Origin of the sequence: Pseudomonas sp. (assembly GCF_035277045.1) — a bacterium.
Lineage (GTDB): Bacteria > Pseudomonadota > Gammaproteobacteria > Pseudomonadales > Pseudomonadaceae > Aquipseudomonas.
This window is the reverse complement of record NZ_DATELE010000276.1, coordinates 176,342-190,655: the sequence shown is the minus strand read 5'-3', so window position 1 is coordinate 190,655 and position 14,314 is coordinate 176,342. Positions and strand designations below refer to the sequence as shown.

Below are 14,314 nucleotides of genomic sequence, written 5' to 3'. Positions count from 1 at the left end.
GCGACCTGATGGTCAAGCGATTGCCTGTGATGATCATGGCGGCGTTGCTGGGCGCATGCTCAGGCACGCCGGCACCGGAGGCAGGCACACCCGGCGCGCCCAAGGGCGGCTGTTACCAGTCCGACTGGCAAGCCGAGACGGTGCCGGTGATCAGCAAGCGCCTGGGCCCCGAAGGCCTGGAAAAGTACGACGACGAGCACCAGCGGCGTGCCCCGGGTTGCCCATGAATGGCGTCGCTGATCGCCAGCCAGGCAACCAGACGGCTGTTTCGTGGTCTTCAAGAGGACAATCGATGAAGGCGCTCATGGCCCTTGTGGCCCTGGCGACACTGGCAGGATGCACACGCTGGACATCGTCCGGCGCCGAACCTGTCGCGGACAACTGGACGCAGTGGGTATGCGATACCCAGGCGCAGGTGCAATGGCGGTTTGTCGATGCCAACCGCGACGCGGTGGATGCACGGCTCGCAGGCGGTGACCAGGTCTACCGGCTGCGAGCCGAGCCGGGTGCCTCGGGCACGCTGTACAGCGACGGTGTACTGGCCTTGCACATCCAGGGCGATGAAGGCCTGGTGTACTGGGTTGCGACCAACGATCTGATAGGGCGGGGCTGCAAGGCACCGTGACTGGCCGGGCCACCCCTGCGTGGCCCACACTACTTGAACAGCAGCCGCCGCCATGGCGGGCTTGCATGACAAAAAACGACGCTTGTCGGGAGAGAGATACACAATGGCACTCATTAGCATGCGCCAGATGCTGGACCACGCCGCCGAGTTCGGTTATGGCGTCCCAGCTTTCAACGTAAACAACCTCGAGCAGATGCGCGCCATCATGGAAGCGGCTGACAAGACCGACTCTCCGGTCATCGTTCAGGCCTCGGCCGGTGCGCGCAAGTACGCAGGCGCCCCTTTCCTGCGCCACCTGATTCTGGCGGCGATCGAAGAATTCCCGCACATCCCTGTGTGCATGCACCAGGACCACGGCACCAGCCCGGATGTCTGCCAGCGCTCGATCCAGCTGGGCTTCAGCTCGGTGATGATGGACGGCTCGCTGGGCGAGGACGGCAAGACCCCGACCGACTACGAGTACAACGTGCGCGTTACCCAGCAGACCGTGGCCATGGCCCACGCCTGCGGCGTTTCGGTGGAGGGTGAGCTGGGTTGCCTGGGCTCGCTGGAAACCGGCATGGCCGGTGAAGAAGACGGCATCGGCGCCGAAGGCGTGCTGGACCACAGCCAGATGCTGACCGACCCTGAGGAAGCGGCCGACTTCGTCAAGAAGACCCAGGTCGACGCCCTGGCCATCGCCATTGGTACCAGCCACGGCGCCTACAAGTTCACCAAGCCGCCTACCGGCGACATCCTGGCGATCGACCGCATCAAGGAAATCCACAAGCGCATCCCTAACACCCACCTGGTGATGCACGGCTCTTCCTCGGTCCCGCAGGAATGGCTGGCGATCATCAACCAGTACGGCGGCGAGATCAAAGAGACCTACGGCGTGCCGGTCGAGGAAATCGTCGAAGGCATCAAGTATGGCGTGCGCAAGGTCAACATCGACACCGACCTGCGCCTGGCCTCCACCGGTGCCATGCGTCGCCTGATGGCGCAGAACCCGAGCGAGTTCGACCCACGCAAGTTCTTTGGCGAGACCGTCAAGGCCATGCGTGATGTGTGCATCGCCCGCTACGAAGCGTTCGGCACCGCTGGCAACGCCTCGAAGATCAAGCCGATCTCCCTGGAAGGCATGTTCCAGCGCTACGCCAAGGGTGAGCTGGTAGCCAAGATCAACTGATCCGGCCGCACGTGTGACCTTCGAAACCCGATGCCTGCGCATCGGGTTTTTTCATGCGCTGAAAATACCGCCAGTCGGATGCTGAACTTATTACGCGTGATGTCCATCTGATATCTTGGCGTCTGGGCCCAAGCGGTCTAGAGTGTTAATCGGATCCAATTGCACGTCGTACTCGGCAATTACAAGAGAAAAGCATGGATTGCGCTCACACACCGTCCCTCGATGGCGGCTCGGTTGTCCTGATTGTCGATGATTACCCGGAAAACCTGCTCAGCATGCGGGCGCTTCTCGCGCGCCAGGACTGGCAGGTACTGACGGCACGATCTGGCAGGGAGGCGCTGAGCGCCTTGCTCGCCCACGACGTCGACCTGGTCCTGCTGGATGTGCAGATGCCGGAAATGGACGGCTTCGAGGTCGCGCGCCTGATGCGCGGCAGCCAGCGCACCCGGCTGACGCCCATCATCTTCCTGACCGCCAATGAACAGTCCGACGCAGCGGTGCTCAAGGGCTATGCCAGTGGCGCGGTGGACTACCTGTTCAAACCCTTCGACCCCAAGATCCTCAAGCCCAAGGTTCAGGCCTTGCTGGAACCGCAGCGCAATCGCCGCATGCTCCAGCGCCTGAGCCGCGAGCTTGAGACGGCTCGCGCCTTCAACGCCTCGGTGCTCGACAACGCGGCCGAGGGCATCCTGGTGGTGAAGGAGTGCGGAACCATCAGCTTTGCCAACCCGGCCATCTCGCAGCTGCTCGATGCGCCGGTCGAACGTTTGCAGGGCGCTGCCCTGCTGGAATTCCTTCAGCTTGCCACCCGCGTCTGGACCGAGTCGGCGTTCTACCAGGCCTATCTGGGTCGGGAAGTCCTTCGAGTGCACGACGCCATGCTGCGCACGGCAACTGGCCGGCCGGTACCGGTCGCGCTCTCGTGCGCGCCGCTGGCGTGCGAGCAGCGCGCCATGGTGGTGACCGTGCTCGACATGTCCATCGTGCGCAGTCTGCACCAGCAGTTGGCGCACCAGGCCGTGACCGACCCGTTGACCGGCCTGCTCAACCGGCGTGGCTTCCATCAGGCCGCCGAGGAGGCCTTGCTGCGCAGCGAACGTCCTGACACGGCCAAGGCGCTGCTGTACATGGACCTGGATGGTTTCAAGCGGGTCAACGACACATTGGGTCACGAGGCCGGCGACCGGGTGCTGCGTTGCGTTGCCGAGCAGCTCAAGGAATGCCTGGGCAGCCAGGCGCTGCTGGCGCGCATTGGCGGGGACGAGTTCACGGCACTGTTCGATGAGCTGCCGTTTCCGGAGCTGGCCGGGCGTTTTGCCGAAACGCTGATCGAGCGGGTCTCGATGTGCCAGCGCTTCGATGATGTGGACATCAGCCTGGGTGTCAGCATCGGCATCGCCACCTATCCGGACTGCGGCGCGACCGTCGAAGGCCTGATGCGCGCCGCCGATGCCGCCATGTACGCGGCCAAACAGGCCGGTCGCCAGCAGTACCGCTTCTATGACGAGGAGCTCAATGGCCGTGCGCGCTCACGCCTGATGCTCGAGGACAGCGTGCGCGAGGCAATCGAAGACGAGGCGTTCAGCCTGGTCTACCAGCCCCAGGTGGCCTTCGCCGACGGTCGCCTGCGCGGCTTCGAAGCCTTGTTGCGCTGGCAGCACCCCAGCGCCGGGGACGTCCCGCCAGGGCTGTTCATCCCGCTGCTCGAGGAAGCGCGCCTGATCAGCCGCCTGGCCGGCTGGATCTACCACAAGGGCGCCGCCCAGCGCCGTGCCTGGTACGACCGCTTCGCGCCAGACCTGGTGCTGGGCATCAGCCTCAGCCGCGCGCAGTTCGCCATGCCCAATCTCGTCGAGGAACTGGCGCGGGTGATCGAGGAGCACGGCCTGGCGCCTTCGCAGCTGGAGGTGGAAGTGGCCGAGACCTCGCTGATGTACAACATCGACGCGGCGATCAAGCAGGTACAGCGCCTGCGCGGCCTGGGCGTGCGCGTGGCGCTGGACGACTTCGGGGCCGGTGACTGCTCGTTGCGCATGCTGCGCGACCTGCCTATCGACACCCTCAAGCTGGACCGCCACCTGGTGGCGCGCCTGCCAGACTCGATGGCCGATGCGGCGCTGGCGCGCAGTGTCATCCAGCTGTGCAAGGCCTACGGCATCACGGTGATCGCCGAAGGCGTGGAGACGCCGGAGCAGGCCGAGTGGCTGCGCGACAACGAGTGCGAGTACGTACAAGGCTTCCTGGTGGCGCGTCCGTTGACGCCCGAGGATGCCAGTGTGTTTGTGCAGGATTTTCCCCTGCCCTGGCCCCCGGTTGGTTAAACTCGCGTATTCCTCGCCTAATACCGTGACATGACCACCCTACGTTACCTGCAAGCCTACCCCGCGCACCTGCAAGACCAGGTACGCCAGCTCATCGCCAGCAACCGCCTGGGCGACTACCTGCAGCAGCGCTACCCTGAACGCCATGCCGTGCAGAGCGACAAGGCGCTCTACGGCTATGTCCAGGGCCTCAAGCAGGAACACCTGCGCAACGCCCCGAACCTCGACAAGGTGCTGTTCGACAACCGCCTCGACCTGACCCATCGTGCGTTGGGCCTGAACACCGCGGTATCGCGGGTGCAGGGTGGCAAGCTCAAGGCGAAGAAGGAAATCCGCATCGCCTCGCTGTTCAAGGAGGCCGCGCCAGAGTTCCTGCGGATGATCGTCGTGCACGAACTGGCGCACCTGAAGGAGCGTGATCACAACAAGGCGTTCTACCAGCTGTGCGAGCACATGCAGCCAGGCTACCACCAGATGGAGTTCGACCTGCGCATCTACCTGACCTACCGGGAACTGCCCGACACGCCCTGAGCCCAAGGACCCTGCCGATGGAAGTGAGCAAGACCAAGACCAGTTTCTACCGCCGCCTGTATGTGGCTTGGCTGATCGACAGCCAGAGCGCCGCGAGCGTCCCGGCCTTGATGGCCGCCACCGGCATGCCCCGGCGCACCGCCCAGGACACCATCGCCGCGCTGGCCGACCTGGATATCGTCTGCGAGTTCGAGCAGGAGGAGGGCGCCCGCCATCACGCCGGGCAGTACCGGATTCGTGACTGGGGCGCGGTGGACCCCCGGTGGGTCGAGCAGCACCTGCGGCAGATCCGTCAGGTGCTGGACTACCCCTGATCCACCTGCGGCGGCCGCGCCTTGATCAGGTGCGCCGCCAGCGTGCGCAACGGCCCCAGCTGCCGGCAGATCAGCGCCAGCTGCGTCTGTACCAGTCGCTGGTGTTCATCCAGCTCCTCCGGCATCTGCTCCAGCGTGTTGGCCAGCGCTTCCTCTTCATCGCTGTGGATCGCCACCGCCAGCTTGGCCGACAGGCCATTGGCGATCTCGTCCAGGCTATTGGCCAGACTGCTCCCGACGCCGTCGATCAGGTGCTCGTGCACCTCCGCGGGCAACGCCGTATCGCGGTGCGCGCCCAGCCCTGACAGGTAGCTCAGCAGGGTGTGCGACAGCACCAGGAAGCGAAAGCCCACATCTGCCTCTTTGCGAAAGTGCCCCGGCTCCATCAGCATGTTGGCCAGCGTGGTCGACAGGGCCGCATCGGCGTTGTGGGCGTTGCGCCGGGCCAGGCGGTAGGCAAGATCGTCGCGCTTGCCATGGGCGTATTGCTGCATGATCTGGCGCAGGTAGAGGCTGTTGCAGGTCAGGGTGTTGGCCAGCACCTTGTTCAGGCGGCGGCCCTGCCAGTCGGGAAGGAACAGGAACACCGCCAGAATCGCAATCAGGCTGCCGACCAGGGTATCGAACAGGCGCGGCAGGAACAGCCCGTAGCCGTCGCCGATCTGGTTGAAGCAGAACAGCACCATCAGGGTGATCGCGGCCGTGGCCAGGGTGTAGCGGGTGGTGCGGTTGACGAAGAACACCACCCCTGCCGCCACGGCGAACAGCGACTGCACAATGGGACTGGGGAACAGGTCGAACAGCGCCCAGCCCACGGTCAGGCCGATGGCGGTACCGACGATGCGCTGCACCAGTTTGCGGCGCGTTGCGCCATAGTTGGGCTGGCAGACGAACACCGTGGTGAGGATGATCCAGTAGCCCTGGGTGGGGTGGATCAGGTGCACCATGCCGTAGCCGATCGACAGGGCCAGGGGTAGGCGCAGGGCGTGGCGGAACAGCAGCGAAGTCGGCGTCAGCTGGGTACGCAGGCGGCTCCAGACGTCCTTCAGGCTTCGCGGCGAGCGATCGAGCAGGCTGCTGTCGCTGGCGTCGGCCAGGCCGTCGGGGTTGCTCGCCGAACCCAGCAGGCGGTCGAGGGTGCCCAGGTTCGCCGCCAACGCCCGCAGCGAGCGCAGCAGCCCGCGCCACGCGGGGTTGCTTTGCAGGCGCAGGTGCTCGAGCGAGGCGTGCAGGTCTTCCAGCGCCTCGGCAAAACGCGTGTCATAGGCGAAAGGCTGGCGCAGGCGGATCGACTCGGACAGCCGCTGGCAGGCCGCGCCCTGCTGGCGCAGCAGGCGCTGACAGCGGAACATCACGTCGCTGTGGAAGAACGCTTCGGCCAGGGCGTTGTAAGGGTAGTGCGAGGCACTGACCCGTTCGTGAATGTCCTGGGCAAGAAAGTACAGCTTGAGGTAGCGGCTGACCTTGGAGTTGGGCTGGCTGTTGCCGACCCGGTGCAGGATGATCTCCTTGGCGGTGTTGAGCGCGGCGACCACCTTGCCGTTCTGCTGCGCCAGCTCAAGGCGCCGGGCTTCGATATCCAGGGTGCGCACCGGCTCGAACAGGCTGGCCTTGAGCTTCAGGTAGCGTCCCAGCTCGCGGAACAGCCGGGCCAGGCTCTGCTGGACCGGCTGGTTGGCGAACAGCGCCTGCCAGAGCACCGAGAGCAGCCCGTACCAGGCCGCGCCGGCCACCAGCAGCAAGGGCTCGTGCCAGAAATCGGTGACCTGCCCGCCGCGCTGGTCGACGCCGATCATGGTGTACACCGCCAGGATCAACGTGGCCGAGGCAATCGCGCCGTAGCGCTCGCCCAGTGCGCCGAGCATGGTCAGGGCGAAGGTCGACACCGCGAGCGCGCAGCCGAATATCAGCGGGTAGGGGAACAGCAGCTCCACCGAGAGTGCGGCGATGGTGAAGCACACCAGGGTCACGGCCAAGGCGTTGAGGCGGCCTTGCCAGCTGTCGTCGGTCTCGGCCAGGGCACTGGCGATGATGCCCAGGAACAGCGGGATCAGCAGGCTCATCTCGTCCCGGTACCAGCACAGCGCCATGCTGCCGGTGAGTGCGATCAGAACGCGGAGACTGTAGCTGAACTTGTCCTGGCCCCATAGACGACGCAAGGAATGGCGGAAAGACGACGATGACATGATGGGCGGAAGGCCTGCTTGGCTGGGGTCGAGAATGAACCGTGCCTGGCGACGGTATGCCGCCAGGCGTCACGGACCAGCAAGAAGCGTTCCGTGCCGGAAAGGATTCTAACGCGAAAGCCTAGACGAACTGCGCGGCGGCATTGGCGGAAGCCCAGGCCCACTGGAAATTGAACCCTCCCAGGTGGCCGCTGACGTCCAGCACTTCGCCGATGAAGTACAGGCCGGGGCTCTTGAGCGACTCCATGGTCTTGGATGAAACCTCGCGGGTATCGACCCCGCCCAGGGTCACCTCTGCGGTGCGATAGCCTTCGGTGCCCGCGGGCACGACCTGCCAGGCCGACAGTTTTTCAGCGACCTGGGCCAGCTCCGCGGGGGTGTACTGCTTCATCGGCCTGGACACGAACCACTGCTCGGCGACCAGGTTGGCCATCTTGCGCGTGAACAGCTCGCCGAGCAGGGTCTTGAGCTCGCTGTTGGGGCGTTCGGCCTGTTGCTGTTGCAGCCAGCCAAGGGCGTCGTGGTCGGGCAACAGGTTGATCTCGACGGTGTCGCCAGCTTCCCAGAACGAAGACACCTGCAAGATCGCCGGGCCACTGAGGCCGCGGTGGGTGAACAGCAGGTTCTCGCGAAAGCTTGTGCCATTGCAGGTCGCGACGCAGTCGAGCGAGGTGCCCGACAATTCCGTGCACAAGGCCTTGAGCTGCGGCTCGGTGATGGTGAACGGCACCAGGCCCGCGCGGGTTGCCAGCACGCTGTGGCCGAACTGACGCGCGACCTGGTAGCCAAAGCCGGTTGCGCCGAGGGTCGGGATCGACAACCCGCCCGACGCGATCACCAGCGACTGGCAGCGCCAGGGACCGGCACTGGTTTCCAGCAGGTAGCCGTCCTCGGTCTTCTCGATCTGCTCGATGCGGGTGTCCATGCGCAGCTGGGCACCCGCGCTGTCGCATTCGGCCAGCAGCATGTCGAGGATGTCGCTGGACTTGTTGTCGCAGAACAGCTGGCCGAGCTTTTTCTCGTGGTACGGCACGCCATGCTTGGCCACCAGCCCGATGAAATCCCACTGGGTGTAGCGAGCCAGGGCCGACTTGCAGAAGTGCGGGTTCTGCGAGAGGAAGTTGGCGGGTTCGGAATACATATTGGTGAAGTTGCAGCGCCCGCCGCCCGACATGAGGATTTTCTTGCCGGGTTTGTTGGCGTGGTCGAGCAGTTGCACCCGACGGCCGCGCTGGGCGGCGGTCAGGGCGCACATCAGGCCGGCAGCGCCGGCGCCGATGATGATTACGTCGGTGTTTTGCACGAAGCGGGATCCCTAGACAATTTCAATAACGACACCGACCCGCTTCATACAATCCGCACGCGCAGCGAGCGGCCCTTGATCTTGCCGCTGCTCAGCCGGCTCAGCGCCTGGCGGGCCACGCCGCGCTCCACGGCGACGAACGCCTGGAAGTCGAAGATCGCAATCTTGCCGACCTGCTTGCCGGGAATCCCGGCGTCACCGGTCAGGGCCCCCAGGATGTCGCCCGGACGCAGCTTGTCCTTGCGGCCGGCACCGATGCACAGGGTGCTCATCGGCGGCAGCAGCGGCTCGCCGCCCTTGTCCTTCAGACTGTCGAGCTGCTCCCAGCGCAACGGGCGCTTCTGCAGGGCTTCGATGGCCTGGGCGCGATGGCCTTCGGCCGGGGCCACCAGGCTCACGGCAATGCCTTTCTCGCCAGCACGGCCAGTACGGCCGACGCGGTGCACATGGATTTCGGCATCACGCGCCAGTTCGACGTTGACGACCAGGTCGAGCCCGTCGATGTCCAGGCCGCGGGCGGCGACGTCGGTGGCAACCAGGACCGAACTGCTGCGGTTGGCGAACAGGGTCAGGACTTCGTCGCGGTCGCGCTGCTCCAGGTCGCCATGCAGCGCCTCGGCCACGATACCCTTGGACTTGAGGTGCTGGACCACGTCATCGCACTGCTGCTTGGTGAAGCAGAAGGCCACGCAGGACTGCGGACGGTAGTGACCGAGCACGCGGGTCAGCGCTTCGAGACGATGCTGTGGCTCGATCTCGATGAAGGACTGCTCGATCTGGGTATCGGTGTGCAGCGACTCGACCTTGACCTGCTGCGGCTGGCGCATGAACTTCGCGGCCAGCTGCTCGATGCCGGCCGGGTAGGTCGCCGAGAACAGCAGCGTCTGGCGACGCGACGGGGTGCGGCCGATGATCTGGGCGATGGCATCGAAGAACCCCATGTCGAGCATGCGGTCGGCTTCGTCCAGCACCAGCGTGTTGAGGCCGTCGAGCACCAGGGTGCCTTTGTCCAGGTGCTGCTGCACGCGCCCTGGCGTACCGACGATGATGTGCGCGCCGTGCTCCAGCGAGGCAATCTGCGGGCCAAGCGACACGCCACCGCAGAGAGTCAGGATCTTGATGTTGTCCTCGGCGCGCGCCAGGCGGCGCAGCTCCTTGGCGACCTGGTCGGCAAGCTCGCGGGTCGGGCACAGCACCAGCGCCTGGCACCCGAAGTAGCGCGGGTTGATCGGGTTGAGCAGGCCGATGCCGAAGGCGGCGGTCTTGCCACTGCCGGTCTTGGCCTGGGCAATCAGGTCCTGGCCGCGCAGGATGACCGGCAGGCTCTGGGCCTGGATCGGGGTCATCTGGGCGTAGCCGAGGGTGTCCAGGTTGGCAAGCATGGCGGCGGACAGCGGCAGGGTGGCAAAGGCGGTAGCGGTGGTGGTCACGGGGCGGGCCTGAAGGGCAAAAATGCCGAGCAGTGTACCAGCCCCATGGCCTTTGGCCCTAAGGTTCGATCTGTTCAACCGGACGAGGGGCACGCCTTCCGTCCGTTGGCGCCAGTTGCAGGAAGATCGCCGCGGCCAGCATGGCCATCAGTCCGATGCTCAGGAAGGTCAGCTGGAATGCGCCCAGGGTGCTTTCCACGCCCTCGGCGCTGCCGGCGGCGGTGAAGCCGCCCAGCAATGCCCCCGCGCAGGCCACGCCCAGGCTCAGCGACAGCTGCGCCACCACCGACAGCAGGCCATTGCCGCTGCTTGCGCTGGCGTCGTCCAGGTCGATCAGGGTCACGGTGTTCATGGCGGTGAACTGCATCGAGTTGACCGCCCCCAGCAGTGCCAGCTGGGCCAGCAGCAGCGGATAGGGCGTGCTTTCGTTGACCAGGCCCAGGCTGCACAGCAGCACGCCGAGCAGCAAGGTATTGCTGGTGAGAATGATGCGGTAGCCCAGGCGCTCGATCAGCGGGCGCGCGATGGACTTGGCGACCATCGCCGCGGCAGCGAGGGGAATCATGCTCATGCCGGCCTGGGACGGCGAGTAGCCCAGCGCCACCTGCAGCAGCAGTGGCACCAGGAAGGGCAGGGCGCCGCTGCCCAGCCTCGCGAACAGGTTGCCCAGGATACCCACCGAGAAGGTGCGCGTGCGAAACAGGCGCGGCGAGAACAGCGGGTTCTCCACGCGCCCGGCGCGCAGCCAGTAGGCCGCCAGGCACGCCATGCCGGCAAACAGCAGCAGCATCACCCGCAGGTGCGGCAGGTGCAGCTCGCCCAGGCCTTCCATGGCGATGGTGATCAGCACCATCGCCGCGCCGAACAGCAGGAAGCCGACGCCATCGAACGCCGTGCGTTCGGCGCCGCGCAGGTCGGGTATGAACTTCCACACCGCGTAGCAGCCGAGCGCTCCGACCGGCAGGTTGAGCAGGAAGATCCAGTGCCAGCTGAGAATCTCCACCAGCCAGCCGCCCAGGGTCGGGCCCAGCAACGGGCCCAGCAGCCCGGGAATGGTGATGAAGCTCATGATCCGCACCAGTTCGGAGCGCGGGTACGCGCGCAGCACCACCAGCCGCCCGACCGGCAGCATCAGCGCGCCGCCCAGGCCCTGGATGACCCGCGCCCCGACCAGCAGGCCCAGGCTGTTGGCCAGGGCGCAGAGCAGCGAGCCGAAGCTGAACAGCAGGATGGCGCTGAAGAAGATGCGCTTGGTGCCGAAGCGGTCGGCGATCCAGCCCGATGCCGGGATCAGCAACGCCACGGTGAGCATGTAGGCGATGATCACCCCCTGCATGCGCAGCGGGTTCTCGGCCAGGTCCAGGGCCATGGCCGGCAGGGCGGTATTGAGGATCGTGCCGTCCAGGGACTGCATGAAGAAGGCGATGGCCACCACCCACGGAATCCAGCGGGCGGTGGTCGGGTCCAGCGGTGTGCGTTCGGGCATGGGGTGGGCCTTGAATCTGTAGGCATTCGCGAGACCGGCGGTGGCCCCGCTTACAACGTCAGGGTCAATCCTCTGACCAGCGCCCCCGGCAAATGACTCGATCCGGTTTGCCGCTGACCGTACGTACTGGTCGACAGGATCATCTCGCGCTCGACGGTCAGCGCTTCGAGCTGACTGCCGAGCAGGCTGTACACGCTGTCGTCGAAGCGCATGGTGCTCACCGGTGCCTGGATCTTTCCATCCTCGACCCAGAAGGTCGCGAAGCGCGTCAGGCCGGTCATGCGCGCGGCAGGCAGGTCCGAGTAGTTCAGGTACCACAGGTTGCTGATGTACAGCCCCGTATCCAGTCGCGCCAGTACCTCGCTGGCGACCAGGTCACCTGCACCCAGGCTCAACGCGCAAGGCGACTCGTAGCTGTCGGCGCCATTGGCCTCAAGGGCGAACTCGGCCGCGCTGCGGGCACTCACCAGGCGCTCCAGTGCTCGTCCTTCGCTGACCAGCCGCAGGTCGCGGCGCGGCGAGCCTTCGTCGGAAAACGCCGGGCTCAGCGAGCCGATGACCTGTTCGTCGATGTTCAGCAGGGGGCTGAGCCGCGCATCGCCGCTGTACAGCCGTTGCAGAGGGCTGTCACCGGTGGCCAGTGACTGGCCCGAGAACCCGCCCCAGCAGAGCAGGCCAGTGATTTCTTCAAGCGCCGCGGGTGCGAGAAACGCGCGGTATTGGCCAGGTTCCAGTACCCGCAACGGTCTGCCCAGGTAGTCGAGCTGCTCGCGGGCCTGCTGCAGACGTGACGCGAAGGCCTCCCTGCTCCAGTCCTGACCGGCGTAACTGGCCTTGACCGCCTGGCCGTTGGCGTGGAACAGGCTCCAGTCGAAGTTGAAACTGTTCGCCTGATGCCAGCCGAACGCGCCAAACGAGCTGGCAAAGCCACGGCAGATCGGGCCAGTGGCGTAAATACCGACCAGGTCCAGATCGCCCGCGCCGCGCTCGACCTCGGCCAGCACCTCGCTGCAGTCGGGCAGTGCCTGTTCAAGCAGGCTGTGGCTTTGCCACGGGGTTTCATCCAGCTTCAGGTACGGATCGGCAGTGAGCAGCGGCAGGGTTTGACGCAGCTGGCTCAGGGCCCCCTCGAGGCGCTCGAGGTCGACCTGATCGTCATTGCCCAGAGTGAACCGCATCTCGGCCTGGCGCCCGTCCTTGACCAGCCGCAGCAAGGCACTGGCCTGGCTGACATCGCCGGCCTGGCGTACACGGGCATGGTTGAAGCGGATGAACTGCGAGTGCTCCGCGCTGTAACCCAGGGTGAAGTGCTCGCCAGGCGCGAGCGCGTCACGCAAGTTATCCACAAGCGTCTGAAAGCATTGCAAGGGTGTGTCAGCCATCAGGCGTCTCCTCCGAATACGTCGATCTGGCTGAACACGCAGGCAGGCGAGGCGTGCCCGACGCGCACCACCTGGTTGGGTTCGCCCTTGCCGCAGTTGGGCGTGCCCAGCACCTGGAAGGTATCGCGGTCGCCCACGGCACTGAGGTTGCTCCAGAACCGCGCGGAGATGCCGCGATAGTTGGGGTTCTTCACCACGCCCCTTAGCTCGCCGTTCTCGATCAGTTGCCCCCACTCGCAGCCGAACTGGAACTTGTTGCGCGCATCATCGATGGACCAGGAGCGGTTGGTGCGCATCAGGATGCCCTTCTCGATGCCGCCGATCAGTTGCTCGAGCGACTGGTCGCCCGGTTCGATATTGAGGTTCGCCATGCGGTCGATCGGCGCCCGGTTCCAGCCGCAGGCGCGGCTGTTCGCCACGCCTTCGAGCCCTGAGCGGAACTGCGACAGCGCACCACCCAGCGGGCGCAGCAGCAGGCCGTCGCGGATCAGGAATTGCTTGTCGGCCGGGGTGCCGTCGTCGTCATGGCTGTAGCTGGCGAGCTCTTCGCCGATGCTCGGGTCGAAGGTCACGTTCAACAAGTGGGAGCCATATTGCAGCACACCGAAATCGCCTGCTTTCACGAAGCTTGTCCCAGCGTAGTTGCGCTCGTCGCCGAGAATGCGGTCCATCTCCAGCGGGTGGCCGATCGACTCGTGGATCTGCAGCATCATCTGGTCCGGCATCAGCAACAGGTCACGCGGGCCGCTCGGCGTGTTCGGCGCCAGCAGCAGTTGCAGCGCCTGGTCGGCGACGCGGGCCCCCGCGCCTGCCAACCCGCAGCGCTCGATGACCTCGCGGCCCCCTTGCTGACCGAAGTTCTCGCGGCCCAGGCTGCGGCTCTGGCTGTCCTGCCCGTCGCTCGCGGTGGCGCTGAAGCCCGGGAACAGAAAGCGCTGGGCATGGCGCAGCTCAGCCCCGGCGGTGTTCAGGTAAATCTGCTCGACGTTGCTGATGCTCAGGCTGGCCTGCCAGTTCACCAGGCGACTGTCACGCGGCACGCTGGCCGACTCGGCGGCCAGCAAGGCGAGGCAGTCGGCCAGCGAGGGCAGGGGTTGATCGAGGTTGGGCGAGCAGTAGTCGTGGCGCTCGCTGGCCACCGCGTGCTGGCTGAGGTCGAGCAGGGCCAGATCGCTAACCTGCCGTGCCAGCGCCTCGGCGCGCTCCAGCGCACGCTGCAGCCCGGACTGGGACAGGTCGGCGGTGGCCGCATAAGCCTCGACCCCCTTGATACGCACGGTCAGCATCGCGCCCTGGTCGCTGTGCAGAAACGGCGGTTCGGCCACATTGCGGCGCACCGACAACGACTGTGATGACTGCTTCACGTGCCGCAGCGAATAGAACTCGGCCGAGCTGCGCAGCGCGGCGAAGCGCTGGCGCAGCAAGGCGCTTGAATCGAACATTCAGTCACCTCCAGGTGAGTAGTGGTTCTGCCGGAACCACCGGTCTTGCATGCCCCGGCAGGTCTCGTCACGGGCCTGGGGCACTGCGAGCCCAGTATGGCAGCCCGGCACGTTCCAGGTCAGGGA

At 65.7% G+C, this 14,314-nt stretch carries 12 protein-coding genes; 6 read left to right on the top strand and 6 right to left on the bottom strand.

Annotated elements, in window-relative coordinates; all coding sequences use genetic code 11:
• The first annotated feature begins 8 nt into the window (after nt 1–8).
• From VJS90_RS16910 to VJS90_RS16885, 6 genes are all read left to right on the top strand, one after another.
• Nucleotides 9–227, top strand: coding sequence for a hypothetical protein (locus VJS90_RS16910; protein ID WP_324122791.1), 219 nt, complete (start codon nt 9–11; stop codon nt 225–227).
• 65 nt (nt 228–292) lie between these two features.
• A complete protein-coding gene (locus tag VJS90_RS16905) occupies nt 293–625 on the top strand; it encodes an MliC family protein (RefSeq protein WP_324122790.1) in 333 nt (110 codons plus the stop codon).
• A gap of 103 nt (nt 626–728) precedes the next feature.
• Entirely contained in the window at nt 729–1,793 is a 1,065-nt protein-coding gene (gene fba, locus VJS90_RS16900; protein WP_324122789.1) for a class II fructose-bisphosphate aldolase, read from the top strand.
• Nucleotides 1,794–1,987: 194 nt separating this feature from the next.
• Entirely contained in the window at nt 1,988–4,114 is a 2,127-nt protein-coding gene (locus tag VJS90_RS16895) for a putative bifunctional diguanylate cyclase/phosphodiesterase (protein ID WP_324122788.1), read from the top strand.
• A gap of 30 nt (nt 4,115–4,144) precedes the next feature.
• A complete protein-coding gene (locus VJS90_RS16890) occupies nt 4,145–4,645 on the top strand; it encodes a M48 family metallopeptidase (protein ID WP_324122787.1) in 501 nt (166 codons plus the stop codon).
• Nucleotides 4,646–4,662: 17 nt separating this feature from the next.
• Entirely contained in the window at nt 4,663–4,959 is a 297-nt protein-coding gene (locus tag VJS90_RS16885; protein ID WP_324122786.1) for a winged helix-turn-helix domain-containing protein, read from the top strand.
• Here the strand turns inward: VJS90_RS16885 and yccS are convergent.
• The 6 genes from yccS to VJS90_RS16855 form a co-directional block, all read right to left on the bottom strand.
• Nucleotides 4,950–7,145: a YccS family putative transporter gene (gene yccS, locus VJS90_RS16880; RefSeq protein ID WP_324122785.1), complete on the bottom strand. Its 2,196-nt coding sequence runs from the start codon at nt 7,143–7,145 to the stop codon at nt 4,950–4,952. The genes VJS90_RS16885 and yccS overlap by 10 nt on opposite strands.
• Nucleotides 7,146–7,266: 121 nt before the next feature.
• Complete coding sequence (locus VJS90_RS16875) at nt 7,267–8,448, bottom strand: NAD(P)/FAD-dependent oxidoreductase (RefSeq protein WP_324122784.1); 1,182 nt, start codon at nt 8,446–8,448, stop codon at nt 7,267–7,269.
• A 44-nt stretch (nt 8,449–8,492) separates the two neighbouring features.
• Nucleotides 8,493–9,830, bottom strand: coding sequence for an ATP-dependent RNA helicase DbpA (dbpA, locus tag VJS90_RS16870; RefSeq protein ID WP_324123238.1), 1,338 nt, complete (start codon nt 9,828–9,830; stop codon nt 8,493–8,495).
• 106 nt (nt 9,831–9,936) lie between these two features.
• Nucleotides 9,937–11,364: a multidrug transporter subunit MdtD gene (mdtD, locus tag VJS90_RS16865; protein ID WP_324122783.1), complete on the bottom strand. Its 1,428-nt coding sequence runs from the start codon at nt 11,362–11,364 to the stop codon at nt 9,937–9,939.
• A 50-nt stretch (nt 11,365–11,414) separates the two neighbouring features.
• Nucleotides 11,415–12,746, bottom strand: a complete 1,332-nt coding sequence (locus tag VJS90_RS16860) for a TldD/PmbA family protein (RefSeq protein ID WP_324122782.1) — start codon at nt 12,744–12,746, stop codon at nt 11,415–11,417.
• Nucleotides 12,746–14,188, bottom strand: a complete 1,443-nt coding sequence (locus VJS90_RS16855; RefSeq protein WP_324122781.1) for a TldD/PmbA family protein — start codon at nt 14,186–14,188, stop codon at nt 12,746–12,748. Before VJS90_RS16855 ends, VJS90_RS16860 begins: the two co-directional genes overlap by 1 nt.
• Nucleotides 14,189–14,314 lie beyond the last annotated feature (126 nt).

Bases quoted from the DNA above. Each gene is read 5' to 3' on its own strand.
- VJS90_RS16885 (WP_324122786.1), top strand. From the start codon at position 4,663: ATGGAAGTGAGCAAGACCAAGACCAGTTTCTACCGCCGCCTGTATGTG.
- dbpA (WP_324123238.1), bottom strand. From the start codon at position 9,830: ATGCTTGCCAACCTGGACACCCTCGGCTACGCCCAGATGACCCCGATC.
- mdtD (WP_324122783.1), bottom strand. From the start codon at position 11,364: ATGCCCGAACGCACACCGCTGGACCCGACCACCGCCCGCTGGATTCCG.
- VJS90_RS16910 (WP_324122791.1), top strand. From the start codon at position 9: ATGGTCAAGCGATTGCCTGTGATGATCATGGCGGCGTTGCTGGGCGCA.
- VJS90_RS16890 (WP_324122787.1), top strand. From the start codon at position 4,145: ATGACCACCCTACGTTACCTGCAAGCCTACCCCGCGCACCTGCAAGAC.
- VJS90_RS16855 (WP_324122781.1), bottom strand. From the start codon at position 14,188: ATGTTCGATTCAAGCGCCTTGCTGCGCCAGCGCTTCGCCGCGCTGCGC.
- VJS90_RS16895 (WP_324122788.1), top strand. From the start codon at position 1,988: ATGGATTGCGCTCACACACCGTCCCTCGATGGCGGCTCGGTTGTCCTG.
- yccS (WP_324122785.1), bottom strand. From the start codon at position 7,145: ATGTCATCGTCGTCTTTCCGCCATTCCTTGCGTCGTCTATGGGGCCAG.
- VJS90_RS16905 (WP_324122790.1), top strand. From the start codon at position 293: ATGAAGGCGCTCATGGCCCTTGTGGCCCTGGCGACACTGGCAGGATGC.
- VJS90_RS16860 (WP_324122782.1), bottom strand. From the start codon at position 12,746: ATGGCTGACACACCCTTGCAATGCTTTCAGACGCTTGTGGATAACTTG.
- fba (WP_324122789.1), top strand. From the start codon at position 729: ATGGCACTCATTAGCATGCGCCAGATGCTGGACCACGCCGCCGAGTTC.